The sequence below is a fragment of the Amycolatopsis sp. cg13 genome (assembly GCF_041346965.1).
Classification (GTDB): Bacteria; Actinomycetota; Actinomycetes; order Mycobacteriales; family Pseudonocardiaceae; genus Amycolatopsis.
Genome location: NZ_CP166848.1, coordinates 2590623 through 2609083 on the forward strand (window position 1 = coordinate 2590623; position 18461 = coordinate 2609083).

General features: G+C 68.4%; 10 protein-coding genes. 1 reads left to right on the top strand and 9 read right to left on the bottom strand.

Annotated features, from left to right (window positions below; translation table 11 throughout):
* Window positions 1–12: 12 nt before the first annotated feature.
* The 8 genes from AB5I40_RS11630 to AB5I40_RS11665 all read right to left on the bottom strand — a co-directional run bounded on the left by AB5I40_RS11630 (window position 13) and on the right by AB5I40_RS11665 (window position 8255).
* Window positions 13–348 carry an STAS domain-containing protein gene (locus tag AB5I40_RS11630; protein WP_370938489.1) on the bottom strand — a complete coding sequence of 112 codons (336 nt, stop codon included), beginning with the start codon at window positions 346–348 and terminating at the stop codon, window positions 13–15.
* A 729-nt stretch (window positions 349–1077) separates the two neighbouring features.
* Window positions 1078–1491 (bottom strand): SsgA family sporulation/cell division regulator, encoded by a 414-nt coding sequence (locus AB5I40_RS11635; RefSeq protein ID WP_037818751.1) that lies wholly within the window; start codon window positions 1489–1491, stop codon window positions 1078–1080.
* Between the two features lie 394 nt (window positions 1492–1885).
* Complete coding sequence (locus AB5I40_RS11640; protein WP_344281318.1) at window positions 1886–2191, bottom strand: hypothetical protein; 306 nt, start codon at window positions 2189–2191, stop codon at window positions 1886–1888.
* A 576-nt stretch (window positions 2192–2767) separates the two neighbouring features.
* Entirely contained in the window at window positions 2768–4174 is a 1407-nt protein-coding gene (locus tag AB5I40_RS11645; protein WP_370938490.1) for an L-fucose/L-arabinose isomerase family protein, read from the bottom strand.
* A 3-nt stretch (window positions 4175–4177) separates the two neighbouring features.
* Entirely contained in the window at window positions 4178–5179 is a 1002-nt protein-coding gene (locus AB5I40_RS11650; protein WP_370938491.1) for a substrate-binding domain-containing protein, read from the bottom strand.
* Window positions 5180–5201: 22 nt separating this feature from the next.
* Entirely contained in the window at window positions 5202–6191 is a 990-nt protein-coding gene (locus tag AB5I40_RS11655) for an ABC transporter permease (RefSeq protein ID WP_370938493.1), read from the bottom strand.
* On the bottom strand, window positions 6188–7717 hold the full coding sequence (locus AB5I40_RS11660) for a sugar ABC transporter ATP-binding protein (RefSeq protein ID WP_370938494.1): 1530 nt from the start codon (window positions 7715–7717) through the stop codon (window positions 6188–6190). Before AB5I40_RS11660 ends, AB5I40_RS11655 begins: the two co-directional genes overlap by 4 nt.
* Before the next feature lie 229 nt (window positions 7718–7946).
* The gene (locus AB5I40_RS11665) at window positions 7947–8255 is read right to left on the bottom strand and encodes a hypothetical protein (protein WP_370938496.1); all 309 of its coding nucleotides are present in this window, start codon (window positions 8253–8255) and stop codon (window positions 7947–7949) included.
* Window positions 8256–9322: 1067 nt separating this feature from the next.
* Between AB5I40_RS11665 and AB5I40_RS11670 the strand changes: the two genes are divergently transcribed.
* Window positions 9323–14785, top strand: a complete 5463-nt coding sequence (locus AB5I40_RS11670; RefSeq protein ID WP_370938497.1) for a biotin carboxylase N-terminal domain-containing protein — start codon at window positions 9323–9325, stop codon at window positions 14783–14785.
* 22 nt (window positions 14786–14807) lie between these two features.
* On the opposite strand, the gene dnaE is transcribed toward AB5I40_RS11670, so the two are convergent.
* Window positions 14808–18335: a DNA polymerase III subunit alpha gene (gene dnaE / locus AB5I40_RS11675; protein WP_370938498.1), complete on the bottom strand. Its 3528-nt coding sequence runs from the start codon at window positions 18333–18335 to the stop codon at window positions 14808–14810.
* Window positions 18336–18461 lie beyond the last annotated feature (126 nt).

The following is an 18461-nucleotide window of genomic DNA, read 5'->3' on the forward strand; positions in this document are numbered from 1 at the left end:
AAACTCGCTCGATCAGGCGGCGACAGTCTCGCGGACACCGAGGATTTCGTCCGCGCCGGTCACCGCGAGACACCGCCGGACCGCGTGCGCCGGGCCGGGCACGACCGTGAACCGGGGGATCCGCTCGTGCGCGTCGAGCAGGGCGCGGACGCCGGCGCAGCTCAGGAACGCGACGCCGGACAGATCGACGACCACCGGCCCGGTGAGCGGCGCGACCGCCTCCGCGAAGACGGGCGCTGTCGCCGCGTCGAGATCGCCGACCGGGGCGAGGTGGATCGCGTCCGCCCGCCTGGCCGCGCGAACAGTCAATTCGACCGGCGCGGTGACGCCGGAAATGTGGGGAGTCATGGGTTTGCGCTCCTTTCGCAGAGATCTGCTTGGGGCGCTGACCGCAGTATGGTTCCGGACAACAGCCAACACAGGCGACCGTACGCGTTCTGCGAGTGCGGTCAACCCAGGTGAGCCCGAGGTTCACTCCCCCGGCGGCCGAGTCCGCCTGTTCGGGGGTGCCTGGCCGGGGGCGGGTTGACGGGATGCGCGGGGGTTGAGCCGGACTGGGCGGGCGTTGGCGGGTTTGTCAGGTTTTTGGCGCGGGCACGGGGTTCGTTCACTGGACGTTCACTCGGGGGCACCTGGCTGGGGGATCCCTGCCCGCGGTCGGCCGACGCGGTGACGGTCGGATTTGTCCCGCAGGATCTCACCTGTTCGCACTGCGGCTGTCAATTCGCACAGCGACCGAACCACGTCGCCGTTTCCTGTCGCAGCAAGCGAACCGGCCCCGCATAGGGACTTCTCGCATCCGCTCGTGCGGCAGCCGCATCGACCCCGCGTCGCTGTGCGCGCTCGCCGCCGCACAATGCGATTCGCGCGGCGGCCGAGTCGAACCGCCCGCCAACGGCGGTTCATTCTCGTGGCGAGCGGTCGAGTCCACTCGCACGGCCGCTGCGTGCCCACGTGGTGCAGCCGTCAATTCACACGTCGATCGTGACCGGCCGGTCAATCTCGCGACGGATCAGCCCGCTTGCTCCGGAACTGCCCGCGGCCGGTCCGTCCACTACTGCCGTCCACTGTGGACTGTCAGTCGCGGAGGGCGAGCTTCGCCAGTTCTTCGTCGAAGTCGAAGCAACGATCTTCGGAGCCGACCGGAACCTCGTCGTAGGTGCGGTCGAGGAAGTCGGCGAGTTCGTTCGCCGCCGCCTCCAGCACCGCGGAACCGTCGGGCGCGTTCAGCTCGACGAGCACGCGGCTGTCGTCGGCGGCCGGTCGCACCTGGACGTCCCCGTCGCCCGCGGGGGCGAGCAGGCCGTCGGCGAGAAGGTCGCGCCCGAACAGCCAGCGCACGACGCCGCCGCCGGCGTGGTAGCCGACCGACACCGCGAACGGATCCGCCGGGTCGTATTCCAAATCGGCGCGCACCGGCAGCGGGACGGACCCGAACGTGCGCAGCCCGAAGATGATCGTCGCGCGGACGACCTGCGGTTCGGTTTCCACGACGGCGCCTCCTTCGTTACCCGGTCGCGAACCTGTCCGGACCGAAGTGAATGTTTCTCAATAAGTAACGCGCCGTAAGAGCCTAAGCTGCCCGACCGAGCAGATTTCACCCCAACGGTGGAGATCTACGTCTCAGTTGGCTACGCAAGGGCAGCATTGACAGCAGGAACGGGCAGCGCACACGGCAGTGCCCCAGCAGGGTGCGGACGCCTTCGACCTGCGGAAACGGATCGCCACGATCGTGGCACCGGACGAACTCGAACCGACCGAGGCGGCGGGGAGGTCGGTTTCCGCCGCGAAAACGATGGCTAAGACCGAGAGGGCGGAATCGGTTCAATCCCGAACGACGACTCGATTGGCGACGCATGCTCCGCCGCCCCGCGGACGTTTGTGCTCAAAAGGCCGCCACGATGCCGACAAACCGGGCCGCCCCGAACGCAAGCGCCAGATACCCGAGCACCAGCGCCGTCGCCGCCCTGCCGCGCCCCTTGCCGAGCCGGGTCCGGCGCAGCCCGACGTGGCCGAAAACAATCGCGAGCAGGGGAAGAACCAACGGCCCCAGAACGGGAACGGGCTCCCAGTAGAGCGCGTCGCCGAGGCTGCGGCTGCGGCTCGGATGGGTCCCGACGACCACCAGCCAGCTGAGAATGCTGAGCACCAGCGCCGAGGTCGCAGCCCTGGTCGACGGCTTTTCGTCCATGCCGCGAAGCTAGCCGCCCGGAGCGGGACCGGTCCCCGGCAGAACGCCGCGCCCAGCCGGTCAGGGGCCGGGAGGCCACGGCACTCGAGCCCCGCGTACCTGGCCCCCGGGGCGAGGCGGGTGTGCCGGAGGCGGCGAGAAGCCGATCTCCGCACCGCAGTATCCACACCGAGCATCGCTTCAGCTCGCCGCGCGGCAGGCAGGGCCAGGGATGCTGCAGGGTGCCGACCGCTGCTCTGCGGCGTTCCAAGTCTCGGGGCATCGCTCCAGACCTCTCTGCATCCGGCTCGACGGGCCGGAAGGGATGCCGCAGGGGGGCGAAATCCCAACCGCCCACCGCATCACTCCGGCCCCGTCCGCATCGTTTCACTCCGACGCGCATCGAGCTTGGGAACAGGAATCCTTAAGGGAGCGGAAGTCCGGTCGCCAGAACATGATTCCAGCCCACTGAGCCGAGGCAGGCAGGACACTGCGGAAACCTGGGCACCGCACATCAACCAATCAGCGGCTCCACTCCCCCATCAACCCGCCCGCAACTCCCTCTGCGGAAACCCCGGGCACCGCAAGATCAACCGGTCAGCGGCTCCACTCCTCCACCCGCACCCCCATCAACCCGGCCGCCGCTCGCAGTTCCTTTCGCCGATCGCCGGGCACCGCGTGGATGTGGTTCGCTCCGAAGCGCGACAAGAAAGTCTCCGCGGCCACGTCCAGGCGCGCGAACGCATGCGGCCATTCCCGCGTCGATCGCGAGACCAATTCCTCCGTCGTCCGATCGTCGTAGTTCTCGAACTCCCCCAGCATCAACTGCATCCGGTATTCCCCGTCCAACCGGCTCAGCCTCGCCAAGGTCATCCGGCCCGGGGCAGCGATGTGCTGTACCGAGGCGCCTCCTGCCGGAAAGAAGAAAACCTCCGGATAGAGGTGCACCTTGGCCAGATTCTCCGCCGGATCCTCGCTCCGCGCGGCGAACCACGTCGCGTGCTGGCCGGAGTTGCACAAATCCCACACGTCCCGATCCGGGTGGTAATGCCGGACGTCGGCGAAAAGCACTGGCGTCCCGGTGATCCGGTGCATCAACTGCATGGTCAGCGCACCGTCCATGTCCGCCTCCGTGGCGGTGACATGCACGGCTTTAGGGCCGTTCCAGTCGTAAGGGTCGTTGAGCAGCGCCTCGGCGACATCAGCCGTCGCGAAATGCTCCGTCAGCTCCGGTTGTGCTTTGATACCGGAGAAATCCAGGTTCCGCTCCGCCGCGACATCGCGCACAGCCAGGTACAGGCGCAGTTGTCGTTCCAGCAATTCCGGGGTGAGCTGATCTCCATCGTAATGCACGGTGGCGTGTTGTTCCAGCCATTTTCGACCGGTGACGGCTTCGGCGGAAGAACCGGATTCCGCGCGGCGGACCAGTTCGTACTGGTCGATTTCCTCGACGTCCACGCCGAATTGGCGCATCCATTGATCGGTATTGGCCACCGCGGTGTTCATCCCCATCGGCCGCCCGCCGAACCGGCCGAATGTCGAACCCCGCAACGAACCGACGGCTGCGGCGGCGCTCGCGTGTGCGCCGACTTCGGCGATCAGCCCGGGGTCGGAAGGCGCGCCCCACAAGCGGGTGTGCGAGCGGCCGATCTGGTCCAGCGCACCGCCGGCGGCGAGCATTCCGACCAGGCCCGGCTCGGTCGGGTCGGTGCTCGCGACCAGCAGCAACGGGCCCGGTGTCGCGTCCGCGGCCAGCATGGTGAAGTGCGGGAACGCCCACACCGCGTAATACAGCACCGTCACGTCCACCGAGCTCGCGGCGACCGAGCGGGCGGCCGCGGTGGCGGTGGTGTTCGTGGCGACCAGTCCCCCGGTGACGACGTCGTGGCCCGCCGCGGTCAGGGCCGCGGTGAACTCGTCCACTTTGGACCGGATGAAGCCGGTGTTCCGCCGGTGCACGTGGTCGCGCCCGTCGGATACGGCAAGGACACCGATTCGCGCCATATGTCAGCTCCGGTTCAGCTCGGCGTAGACCTGGGCCGCGTTGTCGCGTGTCACCAGGCGGGTGGGCAGGGTCTGCGTCTTGGGCACCGTCTGGCAATCGACGAGCAGTTTCTTCGCCGCGGCAACGGCTTCCTTGCCGCCGGTCGGGTAAATAAAGGTCGCGGACAGACGGCCCGCCTCTACCGCTTTGATACCGCCTTCTGGCACCGGCAGGCCGTCGATGCCGACGATCGGCAGGTCCCCGCGGCCAGCGTTCTGCGCGGCGATGCGCGCGCCTTCGGCCATCGGGTCGTTCTCGGAGAACATCGCTTGCGCGTCCGGATGCGCCTTGAGCAACGCGTCCGCCTGCTGTTGTCCCTTGTCCCGCAACCAATCCGCGTCCGCGCTGCCTACGACGGTGATATTGCGGTCAGTGATGCCCTGGTTGAATCCGTCGCTGCGTTCCTTGGCGGGCGTCGACCCGGCGAGACCTTTCAACTCGACGACGTTTCCGCCGTGCGGCAGCAATTTATCGGCGAAGAATTTGCCCGCTTGGCGGCCGATGTCCACATTGTCCGCGCCGATAAAGGACGTGTATCCGTCGCCGTCCACCTTCCGGTCCAGCACTAGTACCGGAATGCCTTGGTCGTAAGCCTTCTTCACGACGCTGGTGAGCGGCGTCGCCTCGTTCGGGCTGATGATCAGCAGGTCGATGCCCTGGGTGAGAAAAGTGTTGACCTGTTCTACCTGTTTCGCGTTGTCCTGCGCCGCATCCGCGTAGCTGACGCTGAATTGCGACACCCCGGCCGCTGTCTTGCGGACGTCGTCGTCCATCCGCACGCGGTACGGTTCGGCGAGATTCGCTTGGCTCATCCCGATTTTGTATTTGCCGCTCGGGCCATGGCATTGCTTCGCAGCAGGCGCGGTGCCGGACGACGCGCCCGGTGCGTTCTCGTGGGTCGTCCCGCAGGCGGCGACGAGGGCCAGCCCCGCCAGGACCGCCCCGCCGCGGATGATGCCGGACATCTGCTCCCCTTTTCCCGAACGCCTATGCCGTGGCCGGGCGCAGCCGCTGCAGGCCCGCGGCGAGCACGATCACCACGCCGACCACGATCAGCTGGACGTTCGAATCGATGTCGTTGAGCTGGAGGATGTTGTCGAGCACGCCGACCAGCAGAGCGCCCGCGACGGTGCCGGACACCGACCCGCGCCCGCCGGACAGGCTGGTCCCGCCGATCACGACGGCCGCGATGGCGTTCAGCTCGTAGCCGGCGCCGTCGTTGGGCCCGCCGAAGTTGTACTGTCCCGCGTGGACGATTCCGGCCAGCGCGGCGAGCAGCCCGCACAAGCCGAAGACCAGCACTTTCACCCGGGTCACCGGCACCCCGGACAGCACCGCCGCCTTTTCGTTGCCGCCGATCGCGTACACGTGCCGGGAAAACGCGCTCGCCCGCAGCACGAGCACCGCCAGCGCGGCGACGACCACGAAGAACAGCGCCGGAATCGGGACCACGCCGCCGAACGTCCGCTCGCCGAGCAGCGAGAACGGCACCGGAGCCTGACCGGGACCGTCGCCGTAGGTGATCGAAACGCCTTCGCCGCCGGACCACATCCGGGCGATCCCGCGGGCGATCTGCATCCCGGCGAGCGTCACGATGAACGACTGAATCCGGAACCGCGCGCTCGCGATCCCTTGCAGCAGACCGAAACCGAACCCGAGCGCGAGAATCGTCAGCACGCCCGGCACGAGGCCCCAGCCGCCGCTGGTGAGCAACAGCGCGACGCCGACGCTGGCCAGCCCCATCACCGAGCCCACCGACAGATCGATGCCGCCGACCAGGATCACCAACGTCATGCCGACCGCGATGATGCCGATCTCGGAGATCGCGCGGACGACGTTGAACAGGTTGCCGCTGCCGAGAAACACCAGCTCCCCGTCGCGGTGCGGGGAGAAGACGATCGCGGCGGCGAAAACGAGCACCAGCCCGAAAACGCTCTGGAACCGGAACACCGCGGCCAGCACGGCGCGCCCCCTCACCGGACGTCTCCCATCGACGCGGCGAGCAGTTCCGCCTCACCAGCATGAGCCGTGTCCAGTTCGTGCACGCTGCGTCCGCCGCGCAGCACCACCACGCGATCGCACACCCCGACCAGCTCGGCCGGTTCCGACGACGCCAGCAGCACCCCGACGCCGCTCCGCGCGGCCTCGCCGAGCAACCGGTAGATCTCCGCCTTCGCCCCCACGTCCACCCCGCGCGTCGGTTCGTCCAGCAACAGCAGCACCGGTTCGGTGAGCAAGGCCCGGCCCAGCACCACTTTCTGCTGATTCCCGCCGGACAGGGAACCCACCGGATCGGCGAGCGACCCCAGTTTCACTCCGAGCCGCCCCGCTTCCTTCCCGGCCACCTCACGTTCGCGGCGGCCAGGAACAATCCCGAACCGAGCCAGTCGCTCCACAATGGACAGCACGGTGTTCGCCACGACGGAATGCTCCAGCGCCAGCCCCGCAATCCGCCGGTCCTCCGGCACGAACGCGATCCCGGACCGTAACGACCGGCGCGGCGACCGTGGCCGAAAATCCTTGCCGTGCAATAAAATCCGCCCGCCCAGCAGCTTGGCCCCGGACGCGCCGTACAGCGCTTCCAGCAGCTCCGTCCGCCCCGCGCCGAGCAACCCGGCGACCCCGACGATCTCCCCGGCACGCACGGTGAGACTGATCCCGTCCGGCTCCCGCCGCCCAGGACGAGGCCGCACCACCAGATTCTCGACCCGCAGCACATCCTCCTGGTCCGGCGAGGACACGCTGTCCGCGCGGAACATCAGGTGCACCGGACGGCCCACCATCGCCTCCGCGGCCCGCTCGGCAGTCAGCTCCGCCGCGCTGAACTCCGCGACGACCTCGCCGTTGCGCAGCACCGTCGCGCGGTCCGCGACGCGGCCGATCTCGTCCATCCGGTGCGACACGTAGACAATCGCCGCCCCGTCGGCGCGCAGCTGGTCGATGACCGTGAACAGCCGCTCCACCTCGCGCGGCGACAGCGCCGACGTCGGTTCGTCCATCAAGAGAATCCGAGCGTCCAGCGACAGTGCTTTCGCGATGGTGACGAGCTGCTGTTCACCGGTGCGGAGCCGTTCGACCGGCGTCCGCGGGTCGAGGTCGACGCCGGAGCGCTCCAGCACCTCAAGAGTCCGAGCGACCATCCGCCGCCGGTCGATCGTGCCGCCGCGGGTGTGCGGTTCTCGGCCGAGAAAGACGTTCTCCGCCACGGAAAGCGCGGGAACGAGGTCCAGTTCCTGATGGATCATCGCGACCCCGGCGCGGCGCGCGTCGGCCGGACGGGCGAACCGGACCGCCTCCCCCGCGATCCGGATCGCCCCCTCCCCGGCGGCGACCTCCCCGGACAAGATCTTCAGCAGCGTGGACTTGCCTGCCCCGTTCTCGCCGAGCAGCGCGTGCACCTCCCCCTTCGCCGCGGTGAAGTCCACCGCGCCCAGGGCACGCACCCCGCCGTAGGTCTTGCTGACGCCGGCCAGCTCGGCCAGCGCGACGCCGCCGTCGCCCATGCCCCGCCCTCTCGGCCCGCCCCATGTCGAGAAATCGATTACCCGCACGGTAGGGGCATCGCGAGGAGGGTGTCAAGGGTCACATTTTCCCAGTAGTCGGGGAGTGCCGGCTCCGGTTCGCGTGACCGTGAACCGCAACTTTCGCTTGTGAGCGCCAGCTGCCACAAGCGTGGGGAACACCCTGCTCGCTCGTTCAATCGCTCGGCCTTGAAGGCGAGCAAAGGAGGGATCAGTCGCGAGGGAAGAGCGGCTCCCCGTTAGGGCGCAGTCGTTCGGAGTAGCTGGTACGCACCGTTGCGGAGCCGATCTCGGGGATCCGTGCCGCGAACTTGCGATCCCGGTCGACCCACTTCTTGATTTCCGGCCACCGGTGGGACGCCCATCCGCGGGTGACCCGGCCGCCGGTCTCGACGATCTCGACGTCGGGTTCGGGAAACGGATGATCGGTGCGAGCGAACCGTTCGATCCATTTGGTGACGGTGCCGGTCGCGACGCCGAGCTGCCCGGCGATACGGGACGCGCCCCAGTATTCCGCCATACTCGACCTCCGTTGTCTGCTTACCCGACAGTCAGTGTGTCATGCTCCCGGCGTGGGCAGTCTCTCCAATGCATGACGACGCGGGGTCGTGATGTGAAACTGCCGGCCGTTCCGTCCGGGCGGGCAAGGCCTGGACGGGACGACCGGCAGCGAACAACCGCCTTCTTCCGCGCGGGTCAGGACCCGCGCGGTAGGTCAGTCCTGATCGTCACCTCCTGATTTGCGACGACGGCTCCCCAGAAGGGCAGCGACAACAGCGCCGGCCGCGGAGATGAGCGCAGCCAGCACGGCGGGGTCGTGCATGAACAGGTTCTCCTGTCGATGACGGCGCCGAGCGGCTCCCGGCACCTCGCAGGAGTGAAAGTCGCGAAAGTGACGCTCATTACGCGCCTTGGGGAAGAAACCTCGTCGTGCGACGAAAATTCACCCGAAAGGGTCGTCTTTAAGACGTGTGCTCGGACTGCGCGCAGATGTTGCAACCGACGTCAGCCTGTGTCTTGCGATGACCAACTGCACGCTCAGTCACGCCTGCTCGGTCAGCGGACGGCGGGCGGACCGTCACGCCGCCGGTGACACACGGTCCTCACATTTGGTGACAACTACCGCTCACAGCGAGGAGCGAAGCGCAAGCGATGAACGCTTCCTCGCAACAGCTGCGGCTCACGGTCACAGTTCGGCCCGTTGGAGCTTCCTCAGCCACCGCCGGAGTGCCGACCGACGCGTGGAGGTTTTGCAGAAGTGGGCCACGGCGGGCAAGGCCCACGGGCTGAACGGCGGGTAACCCCTGACCGACCCCCTGGAAACGCCTGGCCGTCCACTTGCCGCCGCCCCTGGCCAACCGGGCGTGATTTGTGGCATACCTCGCGAGAAATCAGGTCCGGACGACGTGACACGAGCCGTTTTTGGCGGGTTCCTACAAACCGGCAGGCACGGCATGCGTCATCCGCGACATTGGTGTACCCGGCGGTAAGGGAGCAAGGTGTACGACGAAGACAGGCGACGTTCCGGCGGGTCCGGCGTCGCCTGCTGTGCGTGGGTGTAGTTGGGTTCGCTGGGAGGCTTTGTCCGTGTTCAATCGCGTCGCCATCGTCAATCGCGGGGAGGCCGCGATGCGGCTGATCCACGCCGTCCGGGACCTGTCCGCCGAGACCGGGCGACGGATCGAGACGGTCGCGCTCTACACGGACGCGGACGCCACCGCGACTTTCGTCCGCGAAGCCGACGTCGCGTATTCGCTCGGCCCCGCCTCCGCGCGGCCGTACCTCGACCTCGCCAAACTGGAGAAGGCGCTGGTCGAGACCAAGGCCGACGCCGCGTGGGTCGGCTGGGGCTTCGTCGCCGAAGACCCGGCGTTCGCCGAATTGTGCGACAAGATCGGGGTCGCCTTCGTCGGCCCGAGCGCGGACGCGATGCGCAAGCTCGGCGACAAGATCGGCGCGAAGCTGATCGCCGAGGAGGTCGGCGTCCCGGTCGCTCCGTGGAGCGGCGGCGAGGTCGCGACGCTGGAAGAAGCGCTGGCCGCGGGCGACAAGATCGGCTATCCGCTGATGCTCAAGGCCACCGCGGGCGGCGGCGGGCGCGGCATCCGCAAGGTGGAGTCGGCGGGCGACCTCACCGAGGCCTACGAACGCACCAGCCAGGAAGCGCTGCGCGCGTTCGGCAGCGGCGTCGTGTTCCTGGAGCGCCTGGTCACCGGCGCGCGGCACGTCGAGGTCCAGGTGATCTCCGACGGCGAGACCGCGTGGGCGCTCGGCGTCCGCGACTGCTCGGTGCAGCGGCGCAACCAGAAGATCATCGAGGAATCCGCGTCGCCGGTGCTCGGGGCGGACCAGACCGCCGAGCTGAAGGCGTCGGCCGAGCGGCTCGCGGTCGCGGTCGGCTACCGCGGCGCGTGCACCGTCGAATTCCTCTACCACCCCGGCGACCGGATGTTCGCCTTCCTGGAGGTCAACACCCGCCTCCAGGTGGAACACCCGATCACCGAGATCACCACCGGCACCGACCTGGTGCGGCTGCAGCTGCACGTCGCGTCCGGCGGCAAGCTCGAGGGCGAGCAGCCCGCCGAGTCCGGGCACGCCGTCGAGGCGCGGCTCAACGCCGAGGACCCGGACCGCGACTTCGCGCCGTCCCCCGGCCGCATCGCGCGGCTGCTGCTGCCCGCCGGTCCGGGCATCCGGGTCGACACCGGCGTCAGCGAGGGCGACACGATCCCCGCCGACTTCGACTCGATGATCGCCAAGATCATCGCCTACGGCCGCGACCGCGACCAGGCGCTCGCGCGGCTGCGCCGGGCGATGGCCGAGACGTCCGTGCTCATCGAGGGCGGCGCCACCAACAAGAGCTTCGTGCTCGACCTGCTAGACCAGCCCGAGGTGATCGACGCCAGCGCGGACACCGGCTGGATCGACCGCGTCCGCGCCGAAGGCCGTCTCGTCACCACGCGGCACTCCGCGGTCGCGCTCGCCGCGGCGGCGATCGAGGCGTACGAGGACGACGAGGAGGTCGGGCGGCAACGACTGCTGTCCACCGCTTTCGGCGGCCGTCCGCAGGTGCGCCACGAAATCCGTCCGCTGGACCTGAAACTGCGCGGCGCTTCGTACCGCGTCACGGTCGCGCGCACCGGGCCGAAGCGGTTCCGGATCGGCGTCAGCGGCGGCGGCGACGTGCACCCGGCCGACGTCGAGATCGAGCGTTTCGACGAGTACAGCGGGCAGATCACCGTCAACGGCACGCGGTTCCGGCTCGTCACCGGCACGCACGGGCCGATCCACCTGGTCGAGGTCGACGGCGTCACGCACCGGATCAGCCGCGACGAGGGCGGCGTCGTCCGCTCCCCCGCGCCCGCGCTGGTGGTCGCCACGCCGGTCGCGGTGGACGACGAGATCGAGTCCGGCGCGCCGGTGCTCGTGCTGGAAAGCATGAAGATGGAGACGGTGCTGCGCGCGCCGTTCCGGGCCAGGGTCAAGGAACTTCCGGTGTCGATCGGCAGCCAGGTGGAGACCGGCGCGCCGCTGCTGCGTCTCGAACCGCTCGCCGACGAGGCCGAGGACGAGGCCGCCGCGCAGACCGAAACCGCCGAGATCGACCTGCCCGCCGAGCAGGACGGCACCAGCGCGGCCGACCGGGTCGAGCGCGGCTGCCAGGACCTGCGCAGCCTGCTGCTCGGCTTCGACGTCGACCCGCACGACCAGGACCGGGTGCTCAGCGGCTACCTGGCGGCGCGCGCGGAGCTGCCGTCGCGTCCGCTGGAGGGCGAGCTCGGGCTGCTGGACGTGTTCGCCGACCTGTCCGAGCTGAGCCGGAACAAGCCGGCCGCGGACGACCTCAGCGCGTCGAGCCCGGTGCACAGCGCCCGCGAGTACTTCCACACCTACCTGCAGAGCCTCGACGTCGAGCGGGCCGGGCTGCCGGAGAAGTTCCAGGGCAGGCTGCGCCGCGTGCTCGGCCACTACGGCGTCGGCGACCTGGAGCGCACGCCGGAGCTGGAAGAGGCCGTCTTCCGGATTTTCCTTGCCCAGCAACGGGCTTCGAGCGACAGCGCGATCGTTTCCGCGCTGCTGCGGCAATGGCTCGCCGAGGCCCCGCCGTCAGCCGAGCTGCGCGAAGCGGCCGGGCTCGCGCTGGAGCACCTGGTCGCCGCCACCCAGCTGCGGTTCCCGGCGGTCAGCGACCTCGCCCGCGGCGTGGTGTTCCGCTGGTTCGCGCAGCCGCTGCTGCGCCGGGCCCGCGCCGAGGTGTACGCCGAGATCCGCGGCCACCTGCGCTACCTCGACCGGAACCCGGACGCGGCCGACCGCGCCGAGCGGATCTCCGGCATGGTGTCGAGCAACGAGCCGCTGGTGCGGCTGCTCGGCCAGCGGATCGGGCGGCCGGGCGCGGACCCGGCCCCGATGCTCGAGGTGCTGACCCGGCGCTACTACGGCAACAAGGCGCTCACCGAGGTGCGCGTGCGCGAGGTCGCGGGCTGCTCGTTCGTCACCGCTGAGCACCCCGAACCGGCGCGAGTGGTCACCACGGCGGTCGACTTCCCGCAGCTGCCGGACGCGATGCGCGCGGTGGCCGAGCTGTCCGCCGACGCCGGGGTCCCGGTCGCCGCCGATGTCTATCTGAAGTGGACAGACCAGCCCGACAGCGACGCGATGGCCGCGAAGCTGGGCGAGATCGTCGCGGCGCACCCGCTTCCGGCCGACGTCGACCGGGTCGTCACCACCGTCGCCGGGGGCGGCGGCGCGGTGATGCACCACCACTTCACCTTCCGCCGGACCGAATCCGGGTTCGAGGAGGACCGGGTGATCCGCGGGCTGCACCCGCGCGTCGCCGAGCGGCTGCAGCTGGAGCGGCTGCAGGAATTCGACCTCACGCGGCTGCCGTCGGCGGACGAAGAGGTGTACCTGTTCACCGGCACCGCGAAGGCGAACCCGGCCGACGAACGGCTGATCGCGATGGCGCAGGTCCGCGACCTCACGCCGCTGCGCGAGGCGGACGGCAGGCTCGTGTCGCTGCCCTCGGCCGAGGACACGCTCGCCGCGTGCCTCGACGCGGTCCGCAACGCGCAGGCGCGGCGTCCGGCGAAGAACCGGTTCGACACCAACCGGATCGTCATCTACGTGTGGCCGACGAGCGAGCTGACGATGGACGAGCTGAACCTGCTCGCCCGCCGCGTGCTTCCGACCACCGCGGGCGCGGGCCTGGAGGAAATCCAGTTCCTGGCGCGGCAGCGCAACGCCGAAACCGGCGAGCTGACCGACATCGCGGTGACGGTCCGCAACGAGGTCGGCGCGGGCGTGCGGCTGTCGGTCGAAGCGCCGAGCACCGAGCCGGTGCAGCCGCTGGACGACTACCGGCAGAAGGTGCTGCGCGCGGCGCGCCGCGACACGGTGTACCCGTACGAACTCACCGAACTGCTGGCCGGCGGCGGGTCCTTCACGGAGCACGACCTCGACGACAGCGGCGTTCTGGTCCCGGTCGACCGGCCGCGCGGGCAGAACAAAGCCGGGCTCGTGGCGGGTGTGGTCAGCACGCCGACCGACCGCGTGCCCGAGGGCGTCAAGCGCGTGGTGCTGCTGGGCGACCCGACGAAGTCGCTCGGCGCGCTGGCCGAACCGGAATGCACGCGGGTGATCGCGGCGCTGAACCTGGCGCAGGAGCTGCGGGTCCCGGTCGAATGGTTCGCGCTGTCGTCCGGCGCGCGGATCTCGATGGAGTCCGGCACCGAGAACATGGACTGGGTCGCGGCGGCGCTGAAGCGGATCGTGGAGTTCACCCAGGACGGCGGCGAGATCAACATCGTGGTCGCCGGGATCACCGTGGGCGCGCAGCCGTACTGGAACGCCGAGGCCACGATGCTCATGCACACCAAGGGCATCCTGGTGATGACGCCGGATTCGGCGATGGTGCTCACCGGCAAGCAGTCGCTGGACTTCTCCGGCGGCGTGTCGGCCGAGGACAACTTCGGCATCGGCGGCTACGACCGCGTGATGGGCCCGAACGGGCAGGCGCAGTACTGGGCGCCGAACCTCGCCGGGGCGCGCGACGTGCTGATGGCGCACTACGCGCACACCTACGTCGTGCCGGGCGAAGCGGGCCCGCGCCAGGCGGTCACCACCGACCCGGCAGGCCGCGACGTGTCGGACTACCCGCACGCCGTCGTCGGCAGCGATTTCGCCACGGTGGGCGAGATTTTCTCCGCCGAGCACAACCCGGACCGCAAGAAGCCGTTCGACATCCGCACGGTGATGCGCGCGCTGTCCGATCAGGACCACCCGGTGCTGGAACGCTGGGCGGGCATGGCGGACGCGGACACCGCCGCGGTGCAGGACGTGCACATCGGCGGCCGCCCGGTGTGTCTGCTGGGCATCGAGTCGCGTTCGGTGCCGCGCCGCGGCTTCCCGCCCACCGACGGCCCGGACACGTTCACCGCGGGCACGCTGTTCCCGAAGTCGTCGAAGAAGGCGGCCCGCGCGATCAACGCGGCGAGCGGCAACCGTCCGCTGGTGGTGCTGGCGAACCTGTCCGGCTTCGACGGCTCGCCGGAGTCGATGAAGAAGCTGCAGCTGGAGTACGGGGCCGAGATCGGCCGCGCGATCGTGAACTTCGAGGGTCCGATCGTGTTCACGGTGATCTCGCGCTACCACGGCGGGGCGTTCGTGGTGTTCTCGAAGGCGCTGAACCCGAACATGACGGTGCTGGCGCTGGAAGGCTCGTTCGCGTCCGTGCTGGGCGGTGCTCCGGCGGCGGCGGTGGTGTTCGCGGGCGAGGTCAAGACGCGGACGGCGAATGACCCGCGGGTGGCTGAGCTGCAGAAGCGGCTCGGAGAGCTGAGCGGGGCCGAGCGGGCTGCTTGCGCGGCTGAACTGGCCGAGGTGACGTCTTCGGTGCGGGCTGAGAAGTTGGGTGAGGTGGCTTCGGAGTTCGACCGGGTGCACAGCATCCAGCGTGCGGTTGAGGTCGGGTCGGTGGATGCGATCGTCAGCACGGCTCAGCTTCGGCCGCGGATCATCGAGGCGATTGAGCACGGGTTGAAGGGCTGAGGATTCCCGTGGGTGCCGGTGCTCAACCGGCGCCCACGGTGATTCCCCGGATCGTCTTCACCTCGCCCAGCAGCGCCGGGGTCACCTTGACCGAGTACCCGTCGAGCGCGTAACGCCGCTCCCCCACGTGCAGGTGCACCGGCGTGTTTCCTTGGTGCGCCAGCAAAGTCTGCTTGAGTTCCAGCACCACTGGCAGCGTCACCTTCTCCGCCCGCGTGTGCAGCACCAGCGGCGTTTCCCCGAGTTCCGTCAGGTCGAGCGGTGCCAGATCCGCCCCGAAGACCGACATTTTGTCCTCCCGCCAGTTCACCCGGCCCTTGACGAGCACCGCGTTGTCCTCGACCAGATCCGCCGCGCACAACGCGTACGACTTGGCGAAGAACAACACCTCCAGCGACGCGTCCAAATCCTCGACCGTGCAGATCGCCCACGGTTCGCCCTTTTTGTTCACCCGCCGCTCCAGCGAAGTGATCAGTCCGGCGACGACGAGTTCGCCTTCTTTCGGCGGGTTGTCGATGACCGCCGCGATCGTACGAGGCGCGTGTTTGCGAAGGACGCCTTCGGCACCGTCCAGCGGATGGGCTGAAACGTAAAGCCCGAGCATGTCGCGTTCATGCGCCAGCAATTGCTTGCGCGGCCACTCTTCGGCGGTGAATTTCACGTGCGCCAACGGCGACGAAGCCGGTTCTTTGTCGTCGCCGCCGAACAGGTCGAATTGGCCCATCGCTTCCTGGCGCTTGAGCGGGACGACGGCTTCCACCGCGTCCTCGTGCACCTGGATCATCGACAGCCGCGTGTGGCCCATCGAATCGAACGCGCCCGCCTTGATCAGCGACTCGATCACCCGCTTGTTGCAGGCCACCAGCTCCGACTTGTCCAGGAACTCGGTAAACGAGGAGTACTTGCCCTTCTCCTCGCGCGTCTTGATGATCGACTCCACCACGTTCGCGCCCACGTTGCGCACTGCGCCCAGACCGAAGCGGATGTCGTTCCCGACGGCCGCGAACCGCAGAGCCGACTCGTTCACGTCCGGCGGCAGTACCTTGATCCCCAGCCGCCGGCACTCCGACAGATAGATCGCCGACTTGTCCTTGTTGTCACCGACCGACGTCAGCAACGCGGCCATGTACTCCGCGGTGTAATTCGCCTTGAGATAGGCAGTCCAATACCCGACCAGCGCGTACCCAGCGGCGTGCGACTTGTTGAACGCATAACCCGCGAACGGGAGAATCGTGTCCCACAACGCTTGCACGGCCTCGCCGGAGAACCCGTTGTCGATCATCCCGGCGCGGAAGCCCTCGAATTCCTTTTCCAGGACTTCCTTTTTCTTCTTGCCCATCGCGCGGCGCAGCACGTCCGCGCGGCCCATCGAATATCCGGCGACCTTCTGCGCGATCTGCATGATCTGTTCCTGGTACACCACCAGACCATGCGTTTCGGCGAGGATCTCGCGCAGCGGTTCCTCCAGTTCCGGATGGATCGGTTCGATGGCTTGGCGCTTGTTCTTGCGGTCGGCGTAGTTGTTGTGCGTGTTCATCGCCATCGGGCCCGGCCGGTAGAGCGCGTTGACGGCTACGATGTCCTCGAACCCGGTGGGACGCATGCGGCGCAACAGATCCCGCATCGCGCCGCCGTCCAATTGGAACACTCCGAGACTGTCACCGCGGACCAGCAGGGCGAAGGTCTCGGGATCGTCGATGGCCAGCCGGTCGAGGTCGATGTCCTCGCCGCGGTTGGCCTTGATGTTGTCGATCGCGTCGCCGATGACGGTGAGGTTGCGCAGGCCCAGGAAGTCCATCTTCAGCAGGCCGATGGCCTCGCACGACGGATAGTCCCAGCCGGTGATGATCGAGCCGTCGTCCCTGCGCCACAACGGAATCGCATCCATCAACGGCTCGCTGGACATGATCACCGCGCAGGCGTGCACACCCGCATTGCGGATCAGCCCCTCCAGGCCGCGGGCGGTTTCGAAGATCGTCTTGCACTCTTCGTCGGTCTCGACGAGCGTGCGGACCTCGGCCGCCTCCGCGTAACGCTCGTGCTTGGCGTCCACGATCCCCGCCAGCGGAATGTCTTTGGCGGCCACCGGCGGCGGCAAGGCTTTGGAGATCCGGTCCGCGATCGAGTACCCAGGTTGTCCGAAGTGGACTCGCGCGGAATCCTTGATCGCCGCTTTCGTTTTGATGGTACCGAAAGTGATGACCTGGGCAATCCGGTCGGAACCGTATTTCCCGGTGGCGTACCGGATCATCTCGCCGCGGCGGCGGTCGTCGAAGTCCATGTCGATGTCCGGCATGGACACTCGTTCCGGATTCAGGAAGCGTTCGAAGAGCAGACCGTGCCGGATCGGGTCGAGATTGGTGATGCGGAGCGCGTACGCGACCAGTGACCCCGCCGCCGACCCACGCCCCGGCCCTACTCGGATTCCCGCCTCGCGCGCGTGCGTCATCAGGTCGGCCGTGATCAGGAAGTATCCGGGAAAGCCTTTGTCCACAATGACATTGAGTTCGTATTCAGCGCGCTCCCGGTACTCTTCGGGCACCCCGTCCGGCAGTCTTTCGGACAGGCCGCCCATCACCTCGTGATGCAGCCAGGTGGCTTCGGTGTGGCCTTCGGGGACGTCGAAGACCGGCATCCGGTCCTTGTGCGTGTACACGTCCTCGTACGACTCGACCCGCTCCGCGATCAGCAGCGTGTTGTCCGCCGCGCCCGGGACCTCCTTGTCCCAGTACTCCCGCATCTCGTCCGCCGACTTCAGGAAATAACCGTCCCCGTCGAACTTGAACCGCGTCGGGTCGTTCAGCGTCTTGCCCGCCTGCACGCACAGCAGCGCCGAGTGCGTGTCCGCCTGGTCCTTGGTCACATAGTGCGAGTCGTTGGTGGCCAGCGGGGGCAGGTCGAGCAGCTTCCCGATCTCCAGCAGACCCTCGCGGACCGACCGCTCGATCGGCAAACCGTGGTCCATCAACTCCAGGAAGAAGTTCCCCACGCCGAAAATGTCCTTGTAGTCCGACGCCGCCTGGATCGCCGCCTCCCGCTGGCCCAGCCGCAACCGCGTCTGCACCTCGCCCGACGGGCAGCCGGTGGTCGCGATGATCCCCGCCGCGTTCTCCGCGATCAGCTCACGATCCATCCGCGGCTTGCGGTAATAGCCCTGGATCGAGGCCAGCGACGACAGCTTGAACAAATTCCGCAACCCGGTCGCGTTCCCCGCCAGCATCGTCATGTGCGTATACGCGCCCGCACCCGAGACGTCGCCGCCCTCGCCCAGCTCGTCCGCGCCACGCTGGTTCGACTGCCCCCAGAACACCGGCTTCTTGTGAAACCGCGACTCCGGCGCGACGTACGCCTCGATCCCGATGATCGGCTTGATCCCGTGCTTCTTCGACGTCTGGAAAAACTCGTCCCCGCCGTACATGTTCCCGTGATCCGTCATCCCGACCGCGGGCATCCCCAACCGGGCCGCCTCCGTGAAAAGGGGACCGATCTTCGCCGCACCGTCCAGCATCGAATACTCGGTGTGAACGTGCAGGTGGACAAACGATGGCATGGGCGCATTGGACCCGCCCCACTGCGGCGGCGTCCAACAACCGACACGCGCGCCCGGACCACCTCCGGTTGTGCCCCGAGGTGACCGCCGGCGGACGAGTCCTTTGTGGACTCGTCCACCGGCGGG

Coding starts and splice junctions, on each gene's coding strand:
- AB5I40_RS11630 (WP_370938489.1), bottom strand. CDS start 348: ATGACTCCCCACATTTCCGGCGTCACCGCGCCGGTCGAATTGACTGTT.
- AB5I40_RS11640 (WP_344281318.1), bottom strand. CDS start 2,191: ATGGACGAAAAGCCGTCGACCAGGGCTGCGACCTCGGCGCTGGTGCTC.
- AB5I40_RS11645 (WP_370938490.1), bottom strand. CDS start 4,174: ATGGCGCGAATCGGTGTCCTTGCCGTATCCGACGGGCGCGACCACGTG.
- AB5I40_RS11650 (WP_370938491.1), bottom strand. CDS start 5,179: ATGTCCGGCATCATCCGCGGCGGGGCGGTCCTGGCGGGGCTGGCCCTC.
- AB5I40_RS11660 (WP_370938494.1), bottom strand. CDS start 7,717: ATGGGCGACGGCGGCGTCGCGCTGGCCGAGCTGGCCGGCGTCAGCAAG.
- AB5I40_RS11665 (WP_370938496.1), bottom strand. CDS start 8,255: ATGGCGGAATACTGGGGCGCGTCCCGTATCGCCGGGCAGCTCGGCGTC.
- dnaE (WP_370938498.1), bottom strand. CDS start 18,335: ATGCCATCGTTTGTCCACCTGCACGTTCACACCGAGTATTCGATGCTG.